Origin of the sequence: Thalassospira xiamenensis M-5 = DSM 17429, assembly GCF_000300235.2 — a bacterium.
GTDB classification, from domain to species: domain Bacteria; phylum Pseudomonadota; class Alphaproteobacteria; order Rhodospirillales; family Thalassospiraceae; genus Thalassospira; species Thalassospira xiamenensis.
On sequence record NZ_CP004388.1, the window covers coordinates 3,634,468 to 3,656,678 of the forward strand.

Genomic DNA, 22,211 nt, shown 5'->3' on the forward strand with positions numbered 1-22,211 from the left:
TTTTAATGAAAAATAGCCTGGCATCCGTTTGCCGGGCTATTTTTTGATCCAGGGACAAAACGCATCATGACGACGCCATTTTCACAAAAGTCTGATGATATACAAAACGGCAACCATACCCTGCTGTATCAGACCCATTCCCCATTTGCGCGCAAGGCACTGGTCTTTGCCCTTGAATGCGGATTGGGCGACCGGATCGAGGTCATCCATCAGGAAACCAGCCCGACCAATCGCAATGACCGGGTTTTTAGAGCCAATCCGCTGGGCAAGGTCCCGGTTCTGATCCTGCCAGATGGCATGGCCCTGTTTGATTCGGACGTGATCTGCGAGTATCTTGATAGCCTGCATACCAGTCGGAAGCTGATCCCGGTGGCGGGCACGGAACGCTGGCAGGTGCTGCGTTTGCAGGCATTGGCGCAGGGTATCTGTGATGCCGGTGTGGCTTATCGCTGGGAAACCAATCGTCGCCCGGAAAACCTGCGGTACCCGCCGCTGGCCGAGGGACAGAAAACCAAGCTGATCGAAGCATTTGACTATCTGGAAAGCGAACTTGATCCCAAAGCGCCGCTCAATGGAGGTCAAATCGCGCTCGCGACCGGGCTTGACTGGATCGCGTTTCGCGAACTGGCCGATTTCAGAACCGGTCGCCCGATGCTGAGCCAATGGTATGAGGATTTCTGCGCCCGTCCATCGATGGCGCAAACCGGCTATAGCGGTCAAACCCATGACCAGGGTCAGCCGTCTCCTTAAGCCGGATCATCCCCAAGGCAGTTCTGATATATCGCAGATATCTATTCCCCACGCGGGAAGCGTTGGCTCTCTTCCAGCTGATTGAGGTCCATGTGATTGCGCATATAGCGTTCGGATGCCTTTTGCAGGGGCTGGTAATCCCACGGGAAATAGGCGCCGTTGCGAAGCGATTGATAAACGATCCAGCGCCGGGCCTGACTTTCACGAACCGCACTGTCAAATGCCGCCATGTCCCAGCGCGCATCGCGCTGCTTGCGGAACGCATCAATCTGCCGGGCATATGCCGGATCGGGGGCCAGATTGCGCAATTCGTCCGGATCGGTTTCAAGATCGAAAAGCTGTTCGGGATCGAGTTCGCAATAAACGTATTTCCAGCGCCCGTCGCGAATGCAGACCAGCGGGGCGTTTGATCCCTCGGCGGCGTATTCCATCAGAACGGGTTCGCTACGCCGGGTGCCGGAAAAGCCGGGCACGAGGCTGATGCCATCGGTCCAGGGCATGACATCGTCAAGCGAGATACAGGCCAGTTCGGCAAGGGTCGGCGTGACATCAAGGGTCGATACCGGATCGGTGTAGCTGCCCGGTGTGATGTTCGGCCCCGCCATCATCAAGGGCACACGTGCCGAACCTTCGAAGAAGCTCATTTTAAACCAAAGACCGCGATCACCCAGCATATCACCATGATCGGACAGGAACAGAATGATGGTGTTATCCACCTGCCGGGTGCGTTCGAGCACATCGATGATGTCGCCGATCTTGTCATCGATATAGGAAATATTGGCGAAATAGGCGCGGCGCGACCGGCGGATATTGTCATCGGTAATGTCAAAGGCCGTATGGTCGCACGCCGCCATCAGGCGTTTTGAATGGGCATCCTGTTCATCAAACGGGATTGCCGAAACGGAGGGTTCCAGCGCCGGGCAGTCTTCGTAAAGGTCCCAGAATTTCCTGCGCGCGACGTAAGGATCATGGGGATGGGTGAAGCTGACGGTCAGGCACCATGGGCGGTCATCCTTGCCCCGGGCCAGGTCATACAGCTTGTGGGTGGCGTGATAGGCGACCTCGTCATCATATTCCATCTGGTTGGAAATCTCGCCCACGCCGGCCCCGGTGACGGAACCCAGATTATGATACCACCAGTCGATGCGCTCGCCCGGCTTGCGATAATCGGGCGTCCAACCGAAATCGGCGGGATAAATATCGGTGGTCAGACGTTCTTCGAAGCCATGCAACTGATCGGGGCCGACAAAATGCATCTTGCCCGACAGGCAGGTGTGATATCCCGCGCGGCGCAAATGATGGGCGTAGGTCGGAATGTCGGAACAGAATTCGGCTGCGTTGTCATAGACCCGGGTGCGACTGGGCAATTGTCCGGCCATGAAGGATGCCCGCCCCGGCGCACATAGCGGGGATGCGGTATAGCAATTGCGAAACCGCGCAGACCGGGCCGCAAGGGCGGAAAGATGCGGGGTATGGAGGAATTCAGCCGGACCATCGGGGAAAAGCGTTCCGTTTAGCTGGTCGGCCATCACGATAAGGATATTCGGGCGTTTCATTTAATGTACTGCTTTTTAACGGGTATCACGCGGAAAAAGACGGACAGCACCAGCCAGAACGATCCGACACCGCAAGGAACTGCGAGATGGCAGGGAAGTGGTGCGTCATTCTGGCGAAGCTCCGCTTATTCTTTTTGGTGCTGATCTGATATGCTCCATTAAATTCACAAATCGATCCATGGCGAAAGCCGGTGTTTTTTAATTGCTATTATAAAGATTATTTATGGCCCAGCGACATCTTGACCTTGGATGGCTTAGGACTTTTGACGCAGTTGGCCGACTGGGCAGCCTGACACGGGCCGCACAGGAACTTGGCCTGACACAGCCCGCCGTGACCTATCAGATCCGGCGGGTGGAGGAGCAGCTTGGCCTGTCGCTTTTTCACCGATCACAGGGCGGCAGCCGGTTAACCGAAGCGGGCGAGGTTCTGTTTCGGGCGGTGCGGGCAAGTGTGGAACGCATCGATGACGCGGCACAGGAAACGTTGCGCAAGGCGCGCGATCCGGCGATCCGGATTTTTACCGATTATGGTTTTGCTGCCTTCTGGCTGATGCCGCGCGTGGCGGATTTCCGTCGCCTGCATCCCAAGGCCGAAGTCCATATCGTGGCGTCGCAAAGTCTTGAGGACGAACTGGAACGCGATACCGATGCGGCGATGGTGTTCGGCGCCAGAGGCGATTTTCCGCCAAGCGCAAAGCTTCTGATTCCCGAACGCGTCGTGCCGGTCTGTGCACCCGGTTTCCTTGAACGATATGGCCCGTTCGACGATCCGGCACAATTTGCCAATGTGCCGTTGCTGCATCTTGAAACCACGGAAAAGGCCCGCTGGCTGACATGGGCGACGTGGCTGGCGGCACACGGGGTTGCCCGCGAACCCGAACAGGGCGATCTGGGCCTGAACACATATGGGTTTGTCATTCAGGCAGCCCTTGCCGAACAGGGACTGGCACTGGGCTGGATCGGGCTTGTCGATCATCATCTGGCGCAGGGCAGCCTGATACAGGTAGGCCCCGAAATCACCCGCCATGATCGGGGATACTGGCTGGTGCCAAGCCCGTCGGCCCACGGCACAACCGCCGCTCTTCTGGATTGGCTGATCAACGAAACCTAAGGCGCTGACATGCCGATTGAAAAGCGCCCCTTAAAACTAATACTTTTGGATAGTTTTTTACTTTTCCCTGCGGTAAAACAGAAAACACATAAGAATAAATGTGAATGAGGAACGTCATGCGGATCATGCAATCTGTGATGACAATCGCCGCGTCGTTCATGCTTCTCGCCACCAGCGCCAGTACGGCGCCCTTGAAGCAGGACCAGATTATCCGGCTTCCGGTAAGGCAGGCGGATATTGAGGGCGTTGAAGCATGCATTCGCAGCCCATCAGATGATTGCCGAAAATGCCGGGAAAGCAATCAATCGAACCTTTCGCTGATGAACTATACTCTGCTGCACGAAGCCCTGCATGCCGGCGGCATCAAGGCCGAGGTCGAACCCGTCATATCCCCCAATTCCGAGCGCAGCCGGAAAATGATTGCATCGGGGATGGCCGATATCAAAACAGACTGGGCCTTCAACATTTCCGGAAATGACGATTTCCTTAAAACTGATCCGCTTTTAAGAGCAGGCGAGATCGAGAAAGGCCTTTATGCACCGCGCGGATTTATGGAGGGCAAAGCCGATAACGCCCTGCCAGATATTCACACACTCCGGGCGGTGGGCATCCGCAACTGGCGACTGGACTGGCAGGTTCTTGAAAGTCTGCCACTGGCAAGCCTGACCAATGCGGCGACAGTCAAACAAATGTTTTCGATCATCAATGCCGGTCGTGCCGATTTCACGTTGCTTGAATTTTCATCCCGGCCGGATATGGGCCGGGAAGTCGACGGCATATGGCTGTACCCCATTCCCGGCATAAAGGTATCCCTGCCCGAAACGCAGCATTTCATGGTTTCGCGAAAACTGAAAGATGCCGATAAGGTGATCGAAGCCCTGAACCGCGGCATCAAGACATTGCGCGACAATGGTTTTATAAGGCTTTGCCTGATGAATAATGGCGTCATCCATCCCGAAGTCGAGGACTGGCACACATTGAACGCAACGGCAGAAACGGTCGACAAGGATCATCCGACCGTTTCATCGCAGTGACAGCCCCCGCCCTCTGGCTTATGGCCAGTTGGCTTCGGGCGGCAAGGACATCAGGATCGCCTCGGTATTGCCGCCGGTCATCAGACCAAAGCGCGTGCCGCGATCATGGAGCAGGTTGAATTCGACGTAGCGTCCGCGCTTGATCAATTGGGCGCGGCGTTCATCGTCGGTCCAGGATTTGTTGTAATGGCGTTTGACCAGTTCGGGATAGATGTCGCGAAAGGCGCGGCCGACATCCTGTGTGAAGGCAAAATCCGCATCCCAGTCGGCATCGAGATAATCATAGAAAATCCCGCCCACCCCACGCGGTTCGTTCCGGTGCGGCAGGAAGAAATATTCATCGCACCATTTTTTGAACCGGTCGTAATAATCATCGCCATGCGCGTCACAGGCCGCCTTCAGCGCGCCGTGAAAATCCGCCGTGTCGGCATCCTGCGGGAATACCGGGGTCAGGTCAGCCCCACCGCCGAACCATGCCTTGGTGGTCACGATATGGCGGGTATTCATATGAACCGCCGGGACATGCGGTGAACAGGGATGGGCCACCAGTGAAATGCCCGCCGCCCAGAAATTCGGATTTTCGGCAGCACCGGGGATTTCAGCGCGGAATTTTTCGGAAAATTCGCCATAAACGGTCGAGATATTGACCCCGACCTTTTCAAACACGCGGCCCTTCATGACCGACATTTCGCCGCCGCCCTGATCTTCGCCATTCTGATCTTTGCCACGTTCCCAGCTTTTGCGTTCAAACCGCCCGGCCGGTTGATCGGCGAGCGGTCCGATATAGCTGTCTTCGAGCGCCTCGAAACTGGCACAGATTTCGTCGCGCAACTGGCGGAACCAGTTCCGCGCCGTTTCCTTGTGCTCTTCGATCTTTTGGGCGATCAGATCGTTATCAGTACTGGTCATCAGGCCTTCTCCGGGAAGCTGTTGGTTTGGCGCAGGGCTTCGCCCAATGTCATTGCCGTAGCCATCGCGACGTTAAGCGACCGCATTCCGGGTTTAAGCGGAATAACGACGCGGGCATCGACATAATCATGCACCTGATCGGGCACCCCACTGCTTTCGGAGCCCAGCATCAGAATATCATCGGGTCGATAGTCAAAATCGCAATAAGGCACCGCCCCCTTGGTCGTCAGCAATACCAGACGCCCGGGAACGGTTCCATCATTACGCGCCTGCACAAAGCCGCGCCAATCGGCATGGCGTGTATAATCCGCCGCCCCCAGATAATCCATCCCCGCACGCTTTAGCGCCGCCGAGGTCAGAAGAAAACCGCAGGGTTCGATAATGTCGACGGGAACCCCGAGACATGCCGCCATGCGCAGGATGGTACCGGTGTTTTGTGGAATGTCGGGTTCGAACAGACAGATTCTCATAAGGCTTTATAGACTCGCAACATTTTCGATCTGAAATCCGGGCGCAAAACCTTACAAAATTACGCCGATATATCGCCATTAGACTTATTTGGAATAAGACGAGACAAGGATATAACCACTTGGTTGTGAATACGCCAGTCTGTTAGAAAACGCTACGTTCGCTTCGATTGTGCACCGCAAAACCAAATAGGCAAATCGAATGCGAACAATTTGCAACTCCAAGTTCCCCTTAACAAACCCCCTTTTTGTTAGTATACGAACCCGGTTTCAGGCCTGAAGGCTTTGGGGCAAAAGCATTGTTTGATTTCCATCAATGGAAATTAAAGGTCTTTGCCCTAAGTGTGCAGTTGGGCATTCCGCATGCCTGTTTTGGGGGCAGAAAGAGGAATACATTATGTCGCAAACGGTGCAATCATCCGGGGACCACACTCCGGACGAGAACCGCAGGGATTTTCTGACCCTAGCGACCACGGCAGTCGGTGTTGTTGGCACCGGCATGGCGCTGTGGCCGTTCGTGGACAGCATGAACCCGTCCAAGGACGTTCTTGCGCTGGCCTCGGTCGAAGTTAACCTGTCAAATATTCCGGTCGGTCAGGCCGTCAAGGTCATGTGGCGCGGTAAACCCGTATTCATCCGCCACCGTACCGAACGTGAAATCAATGAAGCCGAAGAGGTTTCCTTGAACGAGCTGGTCGATCCGCAATCCGATGAAGCCCGTGTCCAGAAAAAGGAATGGCTGATCGTGGTCGGTGTCTGCACCCATCTGGGCTGCATTCCGATGGGCACGGCAACCGGTGAGACACGCGGTGATTATGACGGATGGTATTGTCCGTGCCACGGGTCGCACTACGACACGTCCGGTCGTATCCGCAAAGGTCCGGCACCGCTGAACCTTGTCGTGCCGACCTACACCTTCCTCACCGACACGTCGGTTCAGATCGGCTAAGGAGCAGGTAGATGAGTGCACCCGTTTGGAATAACAAGGTAGTGAAATGGGTCGATGACCGTCTTCCGGTCTTCTCCATGTTGCATCACTCCGCTTATGAATATCCGACCCCGAAGAACCTGTCCTATATGTGGAACTTCGGTTCTTTGGCCGGTTTTGTTCTGGTGACGATGATTCTCTCCGGGATTTTCCTGGTGATGAATTACACCCCGCATGCCGATATGGCGTTCTGGTCGGTCGAGCGCATCATGCGTGATGTGAACTATGGCTGGCTGATCCGCTATATCCACATGAACGGCGCATCGATGTTCTTCATCTGCGTCTATATCCATATTTTCCGTGGCCTGTATTACGGGTCTTACAAAGCACCGCGTGAAATGCTGTGGTGGATCGGTATCCTGATCCTTCTGGCGATGATGGCAACCGCGTTCATGGGCTATGTCCTGCCGTGGGGCCAGATGTCATTCTGGGGGGCGACGGTTATTACCAACCTGTTCTCGGCCTTCCCGATCATTGGCGATCCGCTGGTGACATGGCTTTGGGGCGGTTTCTCGGTTGATAACCCGACGCTCAACCGGTTCTTCTCGCTGCATTACCTGATGCCGTTCGTGATCCTTGGCCTTGTGGTCCTGCATGTCTGGGCCCTGCACACCGTACGGTCGAACAACCCGACCGGCGTTGAAATCAAGACACCGCAGGATGCAATCGCGTTCCACCCGTACTATACGATCAAGGATCTATTCGGTATGGGCGTGTTCCTGATCTTCTTCCTGTTCTTCGTGTTCTTTGCGCCCGACTTCTTTGGCGAGCCGGATAACTATATCCCGGCGAACCCGCTGGTGACCCCACCGCATATCGTGCCGGAATGGTACTTCCTGCCGTTCTATGCGATCCTGCGATCCATCGACTTCACCATCTTCGGTATTCCGGCAAAGCTGCTTGGCGTGCTGGCGATGTTTGCATCCATCATCGTTCTGTTCGTCATTCCGTGGCTTGATACCTCGAAGGTGCGCAGCTCGAAGTTCCGCCCGGTTTACAAGTGGTTCTTCCTGATCCTGTTCATTGACTGCTTTATCCTTGGATATTGCGGCAAGAAGGCCCCGGATGACTACTTCTTGGGGATCGAAGGACTTAAAGTGATCACCGTTGGCCAGCTGGCAACGCTTTACTACTTCGCGCATTTCCTTCTGGTCATGCCGATTGTCGGTAAACTGGAACGGCCCAAACCGCTTCCGGCCAGCATCAGCGAATCCGTACTCAAGGGAGGCGCAAATGCGTAAGTTTGCATTGACCGCCATTGCTGCGGCATTCGCACTGAGCGCCTTTGCCGGCACTTCGGCAAAGGCCGCAGGCAACGCTCCGGTTCCGGAAGCACAGGAATGGAGCTGGCAGGGGCTTTTTGGCACCTATGACCGGGCGCAGATGCAGCGCGGTTTCCAGGTTTACAAAAACGTGTGTGCCGGTTGCCACAGTCTTCGTTTCATTGCGTTCCGTAACCTGGAAGGCATCGGGTTTAACGAAGACCAGATCAAGGCCATCGCGGCGGAATACGATATTGAAGACGGCCCGAACGATGATGGTGACATGTTCACCCGTCCCGGTATTGCGTCGGACTATTTCCCGTCACCTTTCCCGAACGACAAAGCTGCCGCTGCGTCGAACGGGGGTGCGATTCCGCCCGATCTGTCATTGATGACGAAGGCACGCCTGCATGGTCCGGATTATGTTTATGCCCTGCTGACCGGTTACGAGGAAGAAGCACCTGAAGGCTTCGACCTTGCGGAAGGCAAGTATTACAACCACTACTTCCCGGGTCATCAGATTTCGATGGCACCGCCGCTTTATGATGAAGCGGTCGAGTACACCGATGGCACCCCGATGACCATGGAACAGCACGCGCATGACGTGGTTGCGTTCCTGAACTGGACGGCACAGCCGGAACTTGAAGCCCGCAAATCAATGGGCATGAAAGTTCTGTTGTTCCTGATCGTTCTGACCGCGATGCTCTATGCGGTGAAACGCAAAATCTGGCGCGATATCGAACATTAAGCGTTCGCGATATCGTCAAAAATCAAAGGCCGTCGGGAAACCGGCGGCCTTATTTGTTGGCGCATCGCAAAGCGTCGTCGCACGGAACTGTCGCCTGTGATCAGGATTTGGGGTTGGCGGGCAGAGGTTCGGCACAGGTCAATGCGGTTTCGCACGCAATGTCAGCGTGATTTCCGCTGGAATGGTTGCCAGTCGAATGATTGCCGTCCGCCGGGCGAAGGGGCGGAACAGTCACAGGGATATGTACCAGCCTGCGTTTACGCGCCGGTGTGCCGGTGCTGGCGTAAAGCTGTTTTCCCGCTTCGACAATCGAAACCCCGGCAAAGGCCTTGAACAGACGCGATCCGATATTTTCGAATGCCTGCGACCAGCGTAGCAGAAACCGGCTTTGGGTCGGGGGCAGGAAAAGAGCGCGGCTGTGCTGCACGGGCAGGAACATGTTTTCGCGCATCAGGTTCTGAAGCTGTGACACGCTATAGGGATGGCCAAAGCCAAAGGGCGTATTTTCCGACCAGGACCAGAGCGAGCTTCGGTTGGGTGTGACCACCACGATCCGGCCGTTGGGGGTCAATACCCGCCAGCATTCGCGCATCAGGCGGCGCATGGAATCGGAATGTTCGACCAGATGCACCAGCAGGATGCGGTCGACCGAGCTATCGGGCAGCGGCAGCATGGTTTCTTCGGTAAGGGCGACATGATTGGGATCGCCCGCGGGCCAAGGAACACAACCCTGCTGGCCGGGCATGAAAGCCAGCACGCGTTCTGCCTCGCCCATGAAGGGGCGCAGATAGGGCGTGGCATAACCAAAACCCAGCACGCGCATGCCGCGGACATCCGACCACATCACGCGCAAGCGGCGACGGATCAGGCGGCGAGCGGCCTGTCCGAGGCTTCCGGCATAAAAACGGTGAAGATCAACAACATCCTGACGCATGAAAATAGCCTAGAGCCTTTTCTGATTGGATTGAAGCGCAAAAACCTTGCACGATGCGTGATTGTTTTAAGAAGCCGCAAGCTGATAGGCTTGGCGCATATTCCATTCACACACGCGAGGTCGGCCATGTCCGCAGGCGATGTCTTTGTCATTCCGTGCCTTTCCGATAATTACACCTATCTTGTGCGCTGCCACGAAACAGGTACGACCGCGATTGTCGATCCGGGCGAGGCGGGCCCGGTGATAAGCGCGCTTGAAGATCGCGGCTGGTCGCTTGATATCGTGATCAATACCCATCATCACAATGACCATATCGGCGGCAATGCGGAACTGATCACCAGATATGGCGCGAAACTGATTGGCCCCAAGGCCGAAACCATGCGCATTCCCGGCATGGATCAGACGGTCGCCGAGGGGGATGAGGTGATGATTGGTGCGCTTTCCGGGCAGGTCTTTGACGTGCCGGGCCATACCAGCGGCCATATTGCATTTTATTTTCCGGCGGTATCGGCCCTGTTTTCCGGCGACAGTCTGTTTGCATTGGGTTGCGGGCGGTTGTTTGAAGGAACGCCAGCCCAGATGTGGCAGTCCCTGCAAAAATTTCGCAACCTTCCGGGCGAGACGCTGGTGTATTGCGGGCATGAATATACCCAGTCCAATGCCCGGTTTGCCGCAACGATTGAAACCGGCAATGTGGCGCTTAAGGCGCGCTGCGCGGAAATTGATGATCTGCGCGCACGCGGTATCCCGACCATTCCATCACGCATGGACAAGGAACTGGCAACCAACCCGTTCCTGCGCGCCGATCATGCATCGGTTGCCAGCGACCTTGGCATGGAAGGTGCAACCGCCACCGAGATTTTTGCCGAAATCCGCGGGCGGAAGGATCGGTTCTAATCATGGCATGAAGCAAGAAATTGCTGGCAGAAGGCAATTTCTTGCTTCTGTAATCGTGCGATAAAAGGCGTTGCTCAGGACTTATTCGGGGATACGTCCATAAACGTCGTCAAGACGTTCAATGTCATCTTCACCGAGATAGCTACCAGATTGGACTTCGATCAGTTCCAGCGGGATTTTCCCCGGGTTTTCCATGCGGTGCACGGCCCCAACCGGGATATAGGTTGACTGGTTTTCGCCCAGCAGGAATTTTTTGTCATCACAGGTGACCAAGGCACTGCCTTTGACAACGATCCAGTGTTCGGCACGATGGTGGTGCCGTTGTAAGGAGAGCTGGGCCCCTGGCTTTACGGTAATGCGTTTGACCTGATATCGATCACTGTGATCGATGCTGTCATAATCGCCCCAAGGACGTGCAACCCGTCGATGTTCAATGGCTTGTCCGTGATTGCGCGCGGCCAGATCTCCAACGACATTTTTGATGGCCTCGACTTCGGCTGCAGAACTGACCAAAAGCGCATCGGGCGTATCAATCACCACTAGGTCCTTCGTCCCCAATGTGACGACCAAGCGACGGTCTGTCCCATGAACGACCGTGTTTTCCGATTTGATCATATGAACGTTTTCTTGGACGCCCAGAACACAGTTTCCGTTCGGCAGCTTTGTTCCCAAGTCTGACATCGCATTCCAACTGCCGACATCGCTCCAAACGCCTTGGAATGGGGCAACAAGGACATTTTCAGCACGTTCCATTACCGCATAATCGATGCTTTTTGCCACCGCGTCTTTGAATTTTTCACCGGGGCGGAGGAAATGACCATCTCTTTGTGCGGATGCTATCGCTTCACTGCAGGCGTCAAAGGTTTGTGGCTCAAAGCGGGCAATCGCATCGGCCAAGACATCTGCGCGGACAAGGAATATCCCCGCATTCCAAAGATGCTTTCCTGAAGACAGAAACGCCATCGCGGTTTCGAGATCAGGTTTTTCCAGAAATTTTGCCGATTTCCATATGCCCGGCCCAACTTCGTCACCGGTTTCGATATATCCGTAAGCCGTGCTTGGTGACGTAGGGCGCACACCAAAAGTGACGATATTGCCGCTCTTTGCATAATATGCCGCTTCGAGCACCATTTTACGGAAAAGATCATTGTCCGAAATAAAGTGATCCGCTGGGCAGAAAAGCAAAATGCTTTCGGGATTTTCTTGCCTTGCATGACAGGCGGCAAGCGCCATCGCAGGTGCGGTGTCCCTTGCGATCGGTTCCAGAATTTGCGTCAGATTTACTTTGGATTTTTCAGCAGCTTCTTCGACAAAGAAACGGTGCTCTTCACCCGATAACGCCAAAATATTGCCAAATGACGACAACCGTTCGAACGTAAGTTCAAGCAGGGATTTACCATGATACACAGGAATGAATTGCTTGGGGAAACCCTTGCGTGACAAAGGCCATAAGCGCGTTCCGGAACCTCCGCAAAGCACAACAGGTGTAATTTCTTTTATTGTCATTTCAAGAACCGATCCCAGAGGCTATCAAACCAAAGTCAACAGCCCCTGTTATAGTTGGAAACAGCTTTCAGTTCCAAGGAGTTTAAAGCCCTGGTCACTGAAAGGATCACCATTGTTGACTCTAAACGGGAAGCTTGCGCCAAAAGAAGTCAGGCCATCTGTTTAAACAGGACGTTCTGATCAAGAAGGTAGCGCGAAAACAGTGGCAGGCTGGCGGCACCGATGGCACGTGCGGCACTGCCGACCGCACCCTGTTCGATATGCGGGGGGGCGATGCCTTGCAGGTCGAGTTTGAGGGTGGCCTTGCGCGTGGCATCGACGATTCTGGCACAGACATCTTTGGGGAAGCCGCCATCGACAATGACGGCTTCGAAATCAATCACCGAGCAGACCGAGGTAATGGCGATTGCCAGGCCGCGCGCGGTATGGTCAATCCAGAGGTCAAGGGTTGCGCCAAGCTGACGCCAGTAATCGGGATCCTTCCAAAGCAGGGCGGGATCACGGCCTTCGCGGGTCAGCATTTCTTCGAGCACGAAGATGGATGCCTGATCGATCAACTGGCTGGGATGGCCGGATCGCGAGGGCACAGGCATCGAGCCAAAGGCCCCGGCATTGCCGGTTTTACCAGCATAAAGCGCCTGATTGAGCACCACCCCGCCACCAATGAACGATCCGATAAAGAAATAGGCGAAGTCGGAATAATTCGGCCCTGCCCCAAATACCAGTTCCGCCCCGCAGGCCGCCGTGGCGTCATTCTGCTGAAACACGGGGAACGGCACGATTTCGCCGATGATGTCGATCAGATCGACTTCACGCCAGGCGCTCATATCTTCGGGCGGGGCGCCGACTTCTTCGACCCAGTTCCACAATTCAAACGGGGCGGCAATGCCGATCCCGGCGATGCGTTGGCGATGCGTGGTTGACAGGTCGCGCGACAATTGTTCGACCGAGGCACGGACGAATTTGCGGATGCCGTCCGGGGTCGGGTATTTATAGGCTTCGTTCAGGCTGGCGCGGACAGTCCCGACAAAATCCATCAGGATCAGTTCGGCGCTGCGTCGCCCAATTTTAAGGCCGAATGAAAAAACGCCATCGGGATCAAGTGCCATCGGGATTGATGGTTTGCCAACCTTGCCGCGCACCGGATCGCCGCGTTTGAGCAAGCCATCCTTTTCCAGCGCACGCATGATCACGGAAACGGTTTGCGCCGAAAGTCCGGAAAGACGGGCAATGTCGGCCTTCGACAATCCGACATTGCGACGCACCAGTGACAATACCAGCCGTTCATTATAGGCGCGCACGCGTAACTGGTTCGCACCCCCGCCCGGATGAAGCGGACGCGCTCCCTGTCCCTCATCCCCGGCAATGTCCGGGTTGATATACAGTGAAGGTGTCATTTTTATCCTCCCACTCGGGTTCTTTATTGCCCGAATGGGTTTGAGAGTGACAGGATTAATTAATAAATCAATCGGATTTATTAATTGACAGCCCCGAGCATTTGGTGTGTCGTAGGCAACAGACAGGCACAAAAGACGTGCGTAACGATACGTTCCACCTGTCGCAAAATGAACAAATCCGGCCCAAAGGGCTGAATATCAGGTTATTCCTGGGAGGAAACAGATGAAGAAGACTCTTGTTGGCGCCACCCTTGGGGCGCTTACGCTTGGCCTTGCCGCTGCACCGCATGCTGCCAAAGCCGATGAAATCGGTGCCTGCCTTATCACCAAAACCGACATCAACCCATTCTTCGTGAAAATGAAGGAAGGCGCGCAGGCCGCGTCGGTTGCCAATGGTGTCAACCTTTCGACTTTTGCCGGTAAAATCGATGGGGACCATGAAACCCAGGTGCAGGCGATTGAATCCTGCATCGCATCGGGTGCGAAGGGTATCCTTCTGACCGCATCGGACACCAAGGCGATTGTGCCGGTTGTCAAAAAGGCGCGTGATGCCGGATTGCTCGTCATTGCACTTGATACCCCGCTTGAGCCAATCGACTCCGCCGATGCGACCTTTGCCACCGATAACTTCAAGGCGGGCGAATTGATCGGCCAATGGGCCGCTGCCAAGCTCGGCGACAAGGCCTCGGAAGCAAAAATCGCGTTTCTTGACCTGACGCCAAGTGCCCCATCGGTTGACGTTCTGCGTGATCAGGGCTTCATGAAAGGGTTCGGGATCGACATCAAGGACCCGAACAAAATCGGTGACGAAGATGATCCCCGCATCGTTGGCCATGACATCACCAACGGCAACGAGGAAGGCGGCCGCAAGGCGATGGAAAACCTGTTGCAGCAGGATTCCGAAATCAACGTCGTCTATACCATCAACGAACCGGCAGCCGCCGGTGCCTATGAGGCGCTGAAATCGTTTGGCATGGAAGACGGCGTTCTGATCGTGTCGGTCGATGGCGGTTGCCCGGGCGTTCTGAACGTTCAGGATGGCGTGATTGGCGCAACATCGCAGCAATATCCGCTTGATATGGCCTATAAAGGTATTGAAGCAATCAAGGCCTGGGCCGAAAGCGGTGAAAAACCAGCCAATACCGAAGGTCTTAACTTCTATGATACCGGGGTCAACCTTGTGACGGGTGATCCAGCCGAAGGTGTTCCGTCGATTGATATCGATGAAGGCATGAAACGCTGCTGGGGCTAAGCCCCTTAGCGTGACGATCTGATATTCGAGGAGGGCGGTCATAAACGCCGCCCTCTTGTCCCACAAAAAGGTTACACTTGGTCTGCCCCTACCCGATCCAAGCCGGTCATCAGAACCGGCGGGGCATTTGATGAACTGTTGTGCATGATTTTTCGCAACCCATGTTCACGACCAAGCCGGGAGGAAGCGATGAGCGAACCTGCTCGCACATCTCGCACGAAACAGGAATACGAACAGACGCTTGACGCCAGCGACAAGGCGGTTGCGCAGTTCGACCATAAAAGCCGGAACTTTCTGGATGCCACGCAACATTTCCTGCATGGCAATCCGACGATGGTGCCGGTGATCGTCCTTGTCATTTCGATTATCATCTTTGGTGCACTGGCGGGACCGAAGTTCTTTTCGCCGTTCAACCTGTCGCTGATTGTGCAGCAGGTTTCGATCATCGGCATTCTGGCCGCCGCACAAAGCCTTGTGATCCTGACCGCCGGGATTGATCTTTCGGTCGGTGCGATCATGGTTTTGATGTCGGTCATTATGGGGCAACTTGCGATCACGCTTGGCGTCCCCGCACCGCTTGCCATCCTGATCGGGTTTGTCGGCGGCATTCTGGCCGGGATGCTGAACGGGTTTCTCGTCACCCGCATCAAGTTACCGCCCTTTATCGTGACATTGGGCACGTGGAATATTTTCTTTGCGCTGAACCTTTGGCTTTCGGGCGCGCAGTCGATCCGCAGCCAGACACTGGATGAAATCGCACCGCTTTTGAAATTCTTTGGCGAAAGCATCGCGATTGGTGGGGCGCGGATCACCTATGGCTCGGTCCTGATGCTCGTCATATTTGCCGTCCTTTGGTACATCCTGAACCATACCAGTTGGGGCCGGCATGTTTATGCCATCGGCGATGACAAGGAAGCCGCCGAACTTTCAGGCATTCGCACCAACCGAACGCTTATCATGGTTTATGGCCTTGCCGGGCTTGTATGCGCGATTGGCGCATGGGCATCGATCGGGCGTGTTGGCTCGGTTTCGCCGCAAAGTTTTCAGGAAGCAAACCTGCAATCGATTACCGCAGTTGTGATTGGCGGCATTTCGCTGTTTGGCGGGCGCGGGTCGATCATCGGGCCGCTGATCGGGGCGCTGATCGTTGGGGTGTTCAATTCCGGGCTTCGGCTTGTCGGGGTTGATGTTCTTTGGCAGGTGTTTGCAATCGGCTGGCTGACGATTATCGCCGTTGCAATCGACCAGTGGATCAGAAAGGTATCGTCATGAGCACGGATAAAAAACCTGTCCTGACCGCACGCGGTATCGTTAAACGCTATGGCCGGGTGACCGCACTTGATCAGGCGGATTTTGACCTTTATCCCGGTGAAGTCCTTGCGGTGATCGGTGATAACGGCGCGGGCAAATCATCATTGATCAAGGCGCTTTCGGGTGCGATCACGGTGGACGAAGGCAGCATCGAGCTTGATGGCAAACCGGTGCGTTTTTCATCACCGATGGAAGCGCGCGAAGCCGGGATCGAGACAGTTTATCAGAACCTTGCGCTTTCGCCGGCCCTGTCGATTGCGGATAACATGTTCATGGGGCGCGAGCTACGCCAACCGGGTTTTATGGGCAAATATTTCGGGGCCCTTGACCATAAAGGAATGCAACGCATCGCGCGGGAAAAGCTTTCCGAGCTTGGCCTGATGACGATCCAGAACATCAATCAGGCGGTCGAAACGCTTTCGGGCGGGCAGCGGCAGGGGGTTGCGGTTGCCCGTGCGGCGGCCTTCGGATCACGCGTCGTGATCATGGATGAACCGACCGCGGCATTGGGCGTCAAGGAAAGCCGCCGGGTGCTGGAACTTATTGCCGATGTCAAATCGCGCGGCATGCCGATTGTGCTGATTTCGCACAATATGCCCCATGTGTTCGAAGTGGCAGATCGCATTCATGTGCATCGTTTGGGCAAGCGGCTTTGCACGATCAATCCTGATGATTACAGCATGTCGGACGCGGTTGCCTTTATGACCGGGGCAAAGGAGCCGCCAGAAATATCTGCGGCGGCCTGAATTCATGGTGCCGGATATCGACACCCTGACGGCGATGATCAGGGCCAGACAGATTGGTGATCGACGCCTCCTTGTCGCGATCGCCGGAGCACCAGCCTCGGGCAAGTCAACCTTGTCCGACCGGCTTCATCACCATCTGGGGGGTGATGAAGCCGGGGCTGTTGTCGTGCCGATGGATGGCTATCATTTCGATGATGCCATCCTTTCTGCGCGGGGATTGCTGCCGCGTAAAGGTGCGCCGGAAACGTTTGATACCGGCGGCTTCAAACGCACGCTTGAAGCGATCCGTACCGATGATGACGATGTTTATGTCCCGGTATTCGACCGCCATCTGGAACTGTCACGCGGATCGGCCCGATGCGTTTCACGAAGCCATCGCATTGTGCTGGTCGAAGGCAATTATCTGTTGCTCAACCAGTCGCCGTGGGATCAGTTGGCAAGCCTGTTCGACCTGACCCTGTTCATCGACACACCGCTTGCGGTTTTGGAAAAGCGTCTTGCTCAGCGGTGGCTTGACCACGGACATGACCAGCCTTCAGCGCGGCAGAAAGCATTGGATAATGATATCCCCAATGCCAGAACTGTTGCCGAGTACAGCAAGTTCGGCACAGCCATTATTATAAATAACGCCTGATAGGATGGTTTGAATTACCGTTCTTTTCGCAACACCAGCGTATAGCACATCGGGATCTGGACTTTCCTGTCTTCATAGATATCAAATTCAGTTTCCCGATTTGAATGCGGATATTCGTTAAAACGTTCCAGTTTTAATCCGGCCGCGACAGCCGCAGACACGATTTCGCCCATCGTATGGCTAAACCACCATGAAACCGGCCCCTGCCCACCATCAGATCCGTCATACGTTATGGTATCTTCGTTTGCGTGTGGCCCACGGTCAAAATATGATTGAGACGGTGAAAACGGATCGGCAGAAGTCGGATCAAACATTTCAAGAAACGGGTGGGTTTCATAGATAACGAGCACCCCATCCCGAGCCAGCAGCCCTGAGACGGCATCGAAGAAACGTTTCAAATCCGGCATCCAGTTCAGAACACCAATGGTAATCAAACCAAGGTCAAAATCGCCCGGCGTGTCTTGCGGCAATTCGTAAATATCAGCACAGAGAAAATCACATTTCCGTCCCGATAGATGCGCCAGCTTCCGGGCTTGCGCGAGAAATGCATCGGATTGATCAATCCCAAGCACAGTTTTTGCTCCCATGGCCGACAAGGACAGCACTTCGCGACCGTTATTGCAGCACACCTGCACGACGCGTTTTCCCACGACACCGACATCCTCCAACGTTTCCCGCAAGGTTTCGTCAAACGTCGAGAAATCGGCTTTCGCAACCTCGGCCAAAAGTCGTTGCCAGGTTTCACCGGCTTCATGCAATGGTGCAGAGGCATCCCATGCGGCACGGTTGGCCGATGTGTATTTTTTGTTCTCGTCCATGGCCCGCCCCACCAATATCATAAGTTGTAGCACTTCAACAATCACAACCAATACAGCGGACTGTCAAACGAACAATGCAGGATCACACGGATTTAATTGCCGGATTGCCAATCAGCACATCAGACACCCATTCGGCAACAACCCGCACACGCGGCACATGGCGCATGTCCTGATGGATCAGGAGCCAGATTTCGCGTCCCTCCGGCTCGATATCGGGTTTGCGCGTCAGCCCCGCGAGGCGATCTCCCAAACATCTTGGCAACAGGGCAAAGGCATTGGCCGAACATGCCATCGTCGCCATGATGGATCCGCGATTGGAACGGCTGATGGTGTGGCGATTGGGGAAATGGCGGTTGAGCCATATCTGTTCGGGCTTGTCGGCAAATGCGTCGTCAAGATCGACCCACGGTGCATCGGTCGGGTCATCCATCCCGGCGGGACCATAAATACCGTATTCCATCACACCGATTTTCCGGATGTGAAATGCCCCGGTTTGTGGCCTGGCAAGGCGTAGCGCAATATCGGTTTCACGTTGCGGCAGGCTTAGATTGCGGTTGCCGCCAATCAGTTCGACGCAAAGGGATGGATGGTTTGATGTCAGTTCCCCCAGACGCGGGGCAATGCAGTTTTCAAAAATCACATCCACCCCGGCAACGCGAACAACACCCGATATTTCCGGACGGGCTACCTTTTCCGACAGAGTGCCATTTGCTTCGAGCAAGGTACTGACTTCGGCCTCCATCGCCCTTGCGGTTTTCAGAAGGCTTTGTGCGCGCAATGTCGGGCGCATCTGGCCATCCCGACGCAGCAGGACAGGAAAGCCGGTGGCTTCTTCAAGGCGGGCAATACGGCGCGCAATCGTCGTCTGGTTGACGCCAAGTTCACGCGCGGCCGCACTCATGGTATTTGCGCGGCAAACGACGGCGAATGTCCGCAAGGCTTCCCAATCCATGGATCATCAACCGGTTATAATTTCTGCATATACGCAGATCATATCTGCAAATTGACGGATTTAAACTGCAAACATGCAGATACATGATCAGGCCATTCAAATGACTTTGAAAGGACAGCCACCATGAGTGCACAATCCATCTTTGAAATTCTTGGCGTTGAACTTCCGACCGGATCGGCGCGGGATGCTGCATTGATCGTGATCGATGCCCAGGAAGAATATCGCAGTGGCAGGTTGAAGCTATCAGGGCTTGAACCTGCACTGGACAATGTGGCCCGCCTGATCGCCCATTGGCGCGCGCAGAACGGCACCTTGATCCATATCCAGCATCACGGACAGGGTCTGTTTGATCCCGAAGGTCCGTATGCCAAGATCATGGACGAAGTCGCCCCGCGCGACGGCGAGCCGGTTCTGACAAAGAATGTACCCAATGCCTTTGGCGGGACTAATCTGCGCGACCTGATTGATCAGGCCGGATTGAAACATGTGGTGCTGGCCGGTTTCATGACACATGTCTGCGTGTCGACCACCGCACGTTCCGCCAACGAACAGGGATTGCAGGTCACCATCGCGGGGGATGCGGCCACCACACGCGACCTGCCCGCAACATCCGACCACGCTACTATCCCGGCCAAGGAATTGCACCGCGCCGAACTGGCCATTCTGGCCGATGCGTTTGCCAAGGTTGTGACGACCGGGGATGTTCTAAAAGCTTGATTGTAAATGCAAAACACCCCGCAGGATTGCTGCGGGGTGTTTTGATGAGTGTGAGCGCAATCAGTACGATCAGAACATATGCTGTCCGCCATTGAGCGACAGACAGGAACCGGTGATGAAGCCGGAATTCGGGCCACACAGGAACAGAACGGCCTGTGCGATTTCCTCGGCCTCGCCAAGACGACCAACCGGGATTTTGGCGATGATGCCTTCCAGAACCTTTTCCGGAACGGCGGCGACCATGTCAGTATTGATATAGCCTGGCGCGATGGTATTGACCGTCACACCCTTGCGCGCGACTTCCTGTGCCAGTGCCTTGGTAAAACCATGCACCCCAGCCTTGGCGGCGGAATAGTTGGTCTGGCCGAGCTGACCGGCCTGACCATTGATCGACGAGATATTGACGACCCGCCCGAACCCGCGTTCGCGCATGCCTTCAAGCACCGGCTTGGTCATATAGAACAGCGCGCTTAAATTCGTTTCGATCACCGATTGCCAATGGTCAACCGACATCTTGTGCATGAAGCCATCACGGGTAATCCCCGCGTTATTGACCAGAATATCAACCGGCCCGACTTCGGATTCCACCTGTCGAATGCCATCCGCACAGGCATCGGCATCGGCAACACTCCATTTGAAGGTCGCAATGCCGGTTTCTTCGGTGAAAGCGCGGGCAGCGTCATCATTGCCTGCATAGTTTGCAACAACCGTATGGCCCGCTTCCTTGAGCGCCAGGCTGATCGCCTTGCCAATTCCGCGTGTGCCACCGGTTACCAGTGCCGTTTTTGTCATGGTCGCCTCCCTAAACTTCAGTCATCCAATTCATGTATCGGTATCCCGTAGTTTGCCCTTCTACGATATGCGAAATTTTAATCCGCAAAACCAATTATAAACGTAACTTTATTTCCCATCCATGATTCATGTCACGTAAAATGCGTAAACTCTGGTCGAATTTCATCTGCGCCCGAGGGGATAAACAAACAGGGCAGCCCCCAAAGGAGGCCGCCCTGCACGTTTCATCCAATCAGATGGTTCGAAGCAATCAGCGTTCGACGCACAGTGCGACCCCCATGCCGCCGCCAATGCACAATGTCGCAAGGCCCTTTTTGGCATCGCGTTTCTGCATTTCGTACAGCAGGGTGGTAAAGACACGTGCGCCCGATGCGCCAATCGGATGGCCAAGGGCAATGGCCCCGCCATTGACGTTAACCTTGTCGGTATCCCAGCCCATGTCACGGTTCACCGCAATTGCCTGTGCGGCAAAGGCTTCGTTGGCTTCGATCAGGTCAAGATCACCAACCGACCAACCGGCTTTTTCAAGTGCCTTGCGCGATGCCGGGATCGGGCCGGAGCCCATAACAGCCGGATCAACCCCGGCGGTCGCCCAGCTTTTGATCGTAGCAAGCGGGGTCAGGCCGCGTTTAGCGGCCTCGTCAGCCGACATGACAATCAGGGCAGCGGCCCCGTCATTGATGCCCGATGCGTTACCGGCGGTTACCGTGCCTTCCTTATCAAAGGCCGGGCGTAGTTTCGCCATGCCTTCGAGGCTGGCACCATGACGCGGATATTCATCGGCATCAAAGACCACATCGCCCTTGCGCGAGGAAAGGGTAACAGGGGCGATTTCATCATTGAAGCGGCCGGATTTCTGGGCGGCTTCGGCCTTGTTTTGTGACGCGGTCGCGAAGGCATCCTGTTCTTCGCGGGTGATCTGCCATTTAGTGGCAATGTTTTCCGCGGTGTTGCCCATGTGATAGCCATTGAAAGCGCACCACAGGCCATCCTTGATCATGCTGTCGATGAATTTGACATCACCCATCTTGTGACCGGCACGCAGATTGGCAACGTGCGGCGACATGGACATGTTTTCCTGACCACCGGCAACGACGATTTTGGCGTCACCCGCCATGATCTGCTGGGCGGCAAGGGCAACGGTGCGAAGGCCCGATCCACAGACCTGATTGATGACAAAGGCGGTGGCACTATCGGGGATACCCGCCGCGATGGCCGCCTGGCGTGCCGGATTCTGTCCGGCTCCGCCGGTCAGAACCTGACCGAAAATAACCTCGTTTACGGCATCCGCCTCGACACCGGAACGTTCCAGAGCCGCCTTGATGGCAACAGCGCCAAGCTCGTGTGCTGGGGTATTGGCCAGCGAACCGCTAAAAGCGCCGATCGGTGTGCGCGCGGCACCCACAATTACGACGTCTGTCATGAAACCC

General features: G+C 55.3%; 22 protein-coding genes. 12 read left to right on the forward strand and 10 right to left on the reverse strand.

Annotated elements, in window-relative coordinates:
* Positions 1 to 66 precede the first annotated feature (66 nt).
* Positions 67 to 750: a glutathione S-transferase family protein gene (locus tag TH3_RS16895; protein WP_007090105.1), complete on the forward strand. Its 684-nt coding sequence runs from the start codon at positions 67 to 69 to the stop codon at positions 748 to 750.
* Positions 751 to 791: 41 nt separating this feature from the next.
* Here TH3_RS16895 and betC read toward each other — a convergent pair whose 3' ends face one another.
* Positions 792 to 2,306 carry a choline-sulfatase gene (gene betC / locus TH3_RS16900; protein ID WP_007090106.1) on the reverse strand — a complete coding sequence of 505 codons (1,515 nt, stop codon included), beginning with the start codon at positions 2,304 to 2,306 and terminating at the stop codon, positions 792 to 794.
* A gap of 223 nt (positions 2,307 to 2,529) precedes the next feature.
* On the opposite strand from betC, the gene TH3_RS16905 reads away from it, so the two are divergent.
* Positions 2,530 to 3,417, forward strand: coding sequence for a choline sulfate utilization transcriptional regulator (locus TH3_RS16905; protein ID WP_007090107.1), 888 nt, complete (start codon positions 2,530 to 2,532; stop codon positions 3,415 to 3,417).
* Positions 3,418 to 3,533: 116 nt separating this feature from the next.
* Positions 3,534 to 4,451: a hypothetical protein gene (locus TH3_RS16910; protein WP_007090108.1), complete on the forward strand. Its 918-nt coding sequence runs from the start codon at positions 3,534 to 3,536 to the stop codon at positions 4,449 to 4,451.
* 18 nt (positions 4,452 to 4,469) lie between these two features.
* Here TH3_RS16910 and hemF read toward each other — a convergent pair whose 3' ends face one another.
* Both hemF and TH3_RS16920 read right to left on the reverse strand, forming a co-directional pair.
* Positions 4,470 to 5,360: an oxygen-dependent coproporphyrinogen oxidase gene (gene hemF, locus TH3_RS16915; protein ID WP_007090109.1), complete on the reverse strand. Its 891-nt coding sequence runs from the start codon at positions 5,358 to 5,360 to the stop codon at positions 4,470 to 4,472.
* Positions 5,360 to 5,830: a tRNA (cytidine(34)-2'-O)-methyltransferase gene (locus TH3_RS16920; RefSeq protein WP_007090110.1), complete on the reverse strand. Its 471-nt coding sequence runs from the start codon at positions 5,828 to 5,830 to the stop codon at positions 5,360 to 5,362. Before TH3_RS16920 ends, hemF begins: the two co-directional genes overlap by 1 nt.
* A gap of 394 nt (positions 5,831 to 6,224) precedes the next feature.
* Between TH3_RS16920 and petA the strand changes: the two genes are divergently transcribed.
* The 3 genes from petA to TH3_RS16935 are packed head-to-tail and all read left to right on the forward strand — an operon-like array spanning position 6,225 to position 8,825.
* Positions 6,225 to 6,776, forward strand: a complete 552-nt coding sequence (gene petA / locus TH3_RS16925) for a ubiquinol-cytochrome c reductase iron-sulfur subunit (protein WP_007090111.1) — start codon at positions 6,225 to 6,227, stop codon at positions 6,774 to 6,776.
* An 11-nt stretch (positions 6,777 to 6,787) separates the two neighbouring features.
* Positions 6,788 to 8,056 (forward strand): cytochrome b, encoded by a 1,269-nt coding sequence (locus TH3_RS16930; RefSeq protein ID WP_007090112.1) that lies wholly within the window; start codon positions 6,788 to 6,790, stop codon positions 8,054 to 8,056.
* Positions 8,049 to 8,825: a cytochrome c1 gene (locus tag TH3_RS16935; RefSeq protein WP_007090113.1), complete on the forward strand. Its 777-nt coding sequence runs from the start codon at positions 8,049 to 8,051 to the stop codon at positions 8,823 to 8,825. Before TH3_RS16930 ends, TH3_RS16935 begins: the two co-directional genes overlap by 8 nt.
* A gap of 100 nt (positions 8,826 to 8,925) precedes the next feature.
* Here TH3_RS16935 and TH3_RS16940 read toward each other — a convergent pair whose 3' ends face one another.
* Positions 8,926 to 9,759: a methyltransferase domain-containing protein gene (locus TH3_RS16940; RefSeq protein WP_007090114.1), complete on the reverse strand. Its 834-nt coding sequence runs from the start codon at positions 9,757 to 9,759 to the stop codon at positions 8,926 to 8,928.
* Positions 9,760 to 9,885: 126 nt separating this feature from the next.
* Between TH3_RS16940 and gloB the strand changes: the two genes are divergently transcribed.
* On the forward strand, positions 9,886 to 10,656 hold the full coding sequence (gene gloB / locus TH3_RS16945; protein WP_007090115.1) for a hydroxyacylglutathione hydrolase: 771 nt from the start codon (positions 9,886 to 9,888) through the stop codon (positions 10,654 to 10,656).
* An 81-nt stretch (positions 10,657 to 10,737) separates the two neighbouring features.
* On the opposite strand, the gene TH3_RS16950 is transcribed toward gloB, so the two are convergent.
* Together TH3_RS16950 and TH3_RS16955 are read right to left on the reverse strand one after the other, a co-directional pair.
* Positions 10,738 to 12,162, reverse strand: a complete 1,425-nt coding sequence (locus TH3_RS16950; protein WP_040060119.1) for a mannose-1-phosphate guanylyltransferase/mannose-6-phosphate isomerase — start codon at positions 12,160 to 12,162, stop codon at positions 10,738 to 10,740.
* Between the two features lie 149 nt (positions 12,163 to 12,311).
* Positions 12,312 to 13,559, reverse strand: coding sequence for an ROK family transcriptional regulator (locus TH3_RS16955; protein WP_007090117.1), 1,248 nt, complete (start codon positions 13,557 to 13,559; stop codon positions 12,312 to 12,314).
* Positions 13,560 to 13,782: 223 nt separating this feature from the next.
* Between TH3_RS16955 and TH3_RS16960 the strand changes: the two genes are divergently transcribed.
* The 4 genes from TH3_RS16960 to TH3_RS16975 all read left to right on the forward strand — a co-directional run bounded on the left by TH3_RS16960 (position 13,783) and on the right by TH3_RS16975 (position 17,502).
* The gene (locus tag TH3_RS16960) at positions 13,783 to 14,811 is read left to right on the forward strand and encodes a sugar ABC transporter substrate-binding protein (RefSeq protein WP_007090118.1); all 1,029 of its coding nucleotides are present in this window, start codon (positions 13,783 to 13,785) and stop codon (positions 14,809 to 14,811) included.
* A 189-nt stretch (positions 14,812 to 15,000) separates the two neighbouring features.
* Positions 15,001 to 16,083: an ABC transporter permease gene (locus tag TH3_RS16965; RefSeq protein WP_007090119.1), complete on the forward strand. Its 1,083-nt coding sequence runs from the start codon at positions 15,001 to 15,003 to the stop codon at positions 16,081 to 16,083.
* Complete coding sequence (locus TH3_RS16970) at positions 16,080 to 16,868, forward strand: ATP-binding cassette domain-containing protein (protein ID WP_007090120.1); 789 nt, start codon at positions 16,080 to 16,082, stop codon at positions 16,866 to 16,868. Before TH3_RS16965 ends, TH3_RS16970 begins: the two co-directional genes overlap by 4 nt.
* Before the next feature lie 4 nt (positions 16,869 to 16,872).
* Complete coding sequence (locus TH3_RS16975) at positions 16,873 to 17,502, forward strand: nucleoside triphosphate hydrolase (RefSeq protein WP_007090121.1); 630 nt, start codon at positions 16,873 to 16,875, stop codon at positions 17,500 to 17,502.
* A gap of 14 nt (positions 17,503 to 17,516) precedes the next feature.
* On the opposite strand, the gene TH3_RS16980 is transcribed toward TH3_RS16975, so the two are convergent.
* Together TH3_RS16980 and TH3_RS16985 are read right to left on the reverse strand one after the other, a co-directional pair.
* The gene (locus TH3_RS16980; protein ID WP_233421889.1) at positions 17,517 to 18,365 is read right to left on the reverse strand and encodes a class I SAM-dependent methyltransferase; all 849 of its coding nucleotides are present in this window, start codon (positions 18,363 to 18,365) and stop codon (positions 17,517 to 17,519) included.
* Between the two features lie 37 nt (positions 18,366 to 18,402).
* Positions 18,403 to 19,272, reverse strand: coding sequence for a LysR family transcriptional regulator (locus TH3_RS16985; RefSeq protein ID WP_007090123.1), 870 nt, complete (start codon positions 19,270 to 19,272; stop codon positions 18,403 to 18,405).
* A 123-nt stretch (positions 19,273 to 19,395) separates the two neighbouring features.
* Here TH3_RS16985 and TH3_RS16990 point away from each other — a divergent pair, with 123 nt between their 5' ends.
* On the forward strand, positions 19,396 to 19,989 hold the full coding sequence (locus TH3_RS16990; RefSeq protein WP_007090124.1) for a cysteine hydrolase family protein: 594 nt from the start codon (positions 19,396 to 19,398) through the stop codon (positions 19,987 to 19,989).
* 69 nt (positions 19,990 to 20,058) lie between these two features.
* On the opposite strand, the gene phbB is transcribed toward TH3_RS16990, so the two are convergent.
* Positions 20,059 to 20,781, reverse strand: coding sequence for an acetoacetyl-CoA reductase (gene phbB, locus TH3_RS16995; protein WP_007090125.1), 723 nt, complete (start codon positions 20,779 to 20,781; stop codon positions 20,059 to 20,061).
* 250 nt (positions 20,782 to 21,031) lie between these two features.
* On the reverse strand, positions 21,032 to 22,204 hold the full coding sequence (locus TH3_RS17000; protein ID WP_007090126.1) for an acetyl-CoA C-acetyltransferase: 1,173 nt from the start codon (positions 22,202 to 22,204) through the stop codon (positions 21,032 to 21,034).
* Positions 22,205 to 22,211 lie beyond the last annotated feature (7 nt).

What these genes read in the sequence shown, in the direction of transcription:
- TH3_RS16895 (WP_007090105.1), top strand. Translation starts at nt 67, where the DNA reads ATGACGACGCCATTTTCACAAAAGTCTGATGATATACAAAACGGCAAC.
- betC (WP_007090106.1), bottom strand. Translation starts at nt 2,306, where the DNA reads ATGAAACGCCCGAATATCCTTATCGTGATGGCCGACCAGCTAAACGGA.
- TH3_RS16905 (WP_007090107.1), top strand. Translation starts at nt 2,530, where the DNA reads ATGGCCCAGCGACATCTTGACCTTGGATGGCTTAGGACTTTTGACGCA.
- TH3_RS16910 (WP_007090108.1), top strand. Translation starts at nt 3,534, where the DNA reads ATGCGGATCATGCAATCTGTGATGACAATCGCCGCGTCGTTCATGCTT.
- hemF (WP_007090109.1), bottom strand. Translation starts at nt 5,360, where the DNA reads ATGACCAGTACTGATAACGATCTGATCGCCCAAAAGATCGAAGAGCAC.
- TH3_RS16920 (WP_007090110.1), bottom strand. Translation starts at nt 5,830, where the DNA reads ATGAGAATCTGTCTGTTCGAACCCGACATTCCACAAAACACCGGTACC.
- petA (WP_007090111.1), top strand. Translation starts at nt 6,225, where the DNA reads ATGTCGCAAACGGTGCAATCATCCGGGGACCACACTCCGGACGAGAAC.
- TH3_RS16930 (WP_007090112.1), top strand. Translation starts at nt 6,788, where the DNA reads ATGAGTGCACCCGTTTGGAATAACAAGGTAGTGAAATGGGTCGATGAC.
- TH3_RS16935 (WP_007090113.1), top strand. Translation starts at nt 8,049, where the DNA reads ATGCGTAAGTTTGCATTGACCGCCATTGCTGCGGCATTCGCACTGAGC.
- TH3_RS16940 (WP_007090114.1), bottom strand. Translation starts at nt 9,759, where the DNA reads ATGCGTCAGGATGTTGTTGATCTTCACCGTTTTTATGCCGGAAGCCTC.
- gloB (WP_007090115.1), top strand. Translation starts at nt 9,886, where the DNA reads ATGTCCGCAGGCGATGTCTTTGTCATTCCGTGCCTTTCCGATAATTAC.
- TH3_RS16950 (WP_040060119.1), bottom strand. Translation starts at nt 12,162, where the DNA reads ATGACAATAAAAGAAATTACACCTGTTGTGCTTTGCGGAGGTTCCGGA.
- TH3_RS16955 (WP_007090117.1), bottom strand. Translation starts at nt 13,559, where the DNA reads ATGACACCTTCACTGTATATCAACCCGGACATTGCCGGGGATGAGGGA.
- TH3_RS16960 (WP_007090118.1), top strand. Translation starts at nt 13,783, where the DNA reads ATGAAGAAGACTCTTGTTGGCGCCACCCTTGGGGCGCTTACGCTTGGC.
- TH3_RS16965 (WP_007090119.1), top strand. Translation starts at nt 15,001, where the DNA reads ATGAGCGAACCTGCTCGCACATCTCGCACGAAACAGGAATACGAACAG.
- TH3_RS16970 (WP_007090120.1), top strand. Translation starts at nt 16,080, where the DNA reads ATGAGCACGGATAAAAAACCTGTCCTGACCGCACGCGGTATCGTTAAA.
- TH3_RS16975 (WP_007090121.1), top strand. Translation starts at nt 16,873, where the DNA reads ATGGTGCCGGATATCGACACCCTGACGGCGATGATCAGGGCCAGACAG.
- TH3_RS16985 (WP_007090123.1), bottom strand. Translation starts at nt 19,272, where the DNA reads ATGGATTGGGAAGCCTTGCGGACATTCGCCGTCGTTTGCCGCGCAAAT.
- TH3_RS16990 (WP_007090124.1), top strand. Translation starts at nt 19,396, where the DNA reads ATGAGTGCACAATCCATCTTTGAAATTCTTGGCGTTGAACTTCCGACC.
- phbB (WP_007090125.1), bottom strand. Translation starts at nt 20,781, where the DNA reads ATGACAAAAACGGCACTGGTAACCGGTGGCACACGCGGAATTGGCAAG.
- TH3_RS17000 (WP_007090126.1), bottom strand. Translation starts at nt 22,204, where the DNA reads ATGACAGACGTCGTAATTGTGGGTGCCGCGCGCACACCGATCGGCGCT.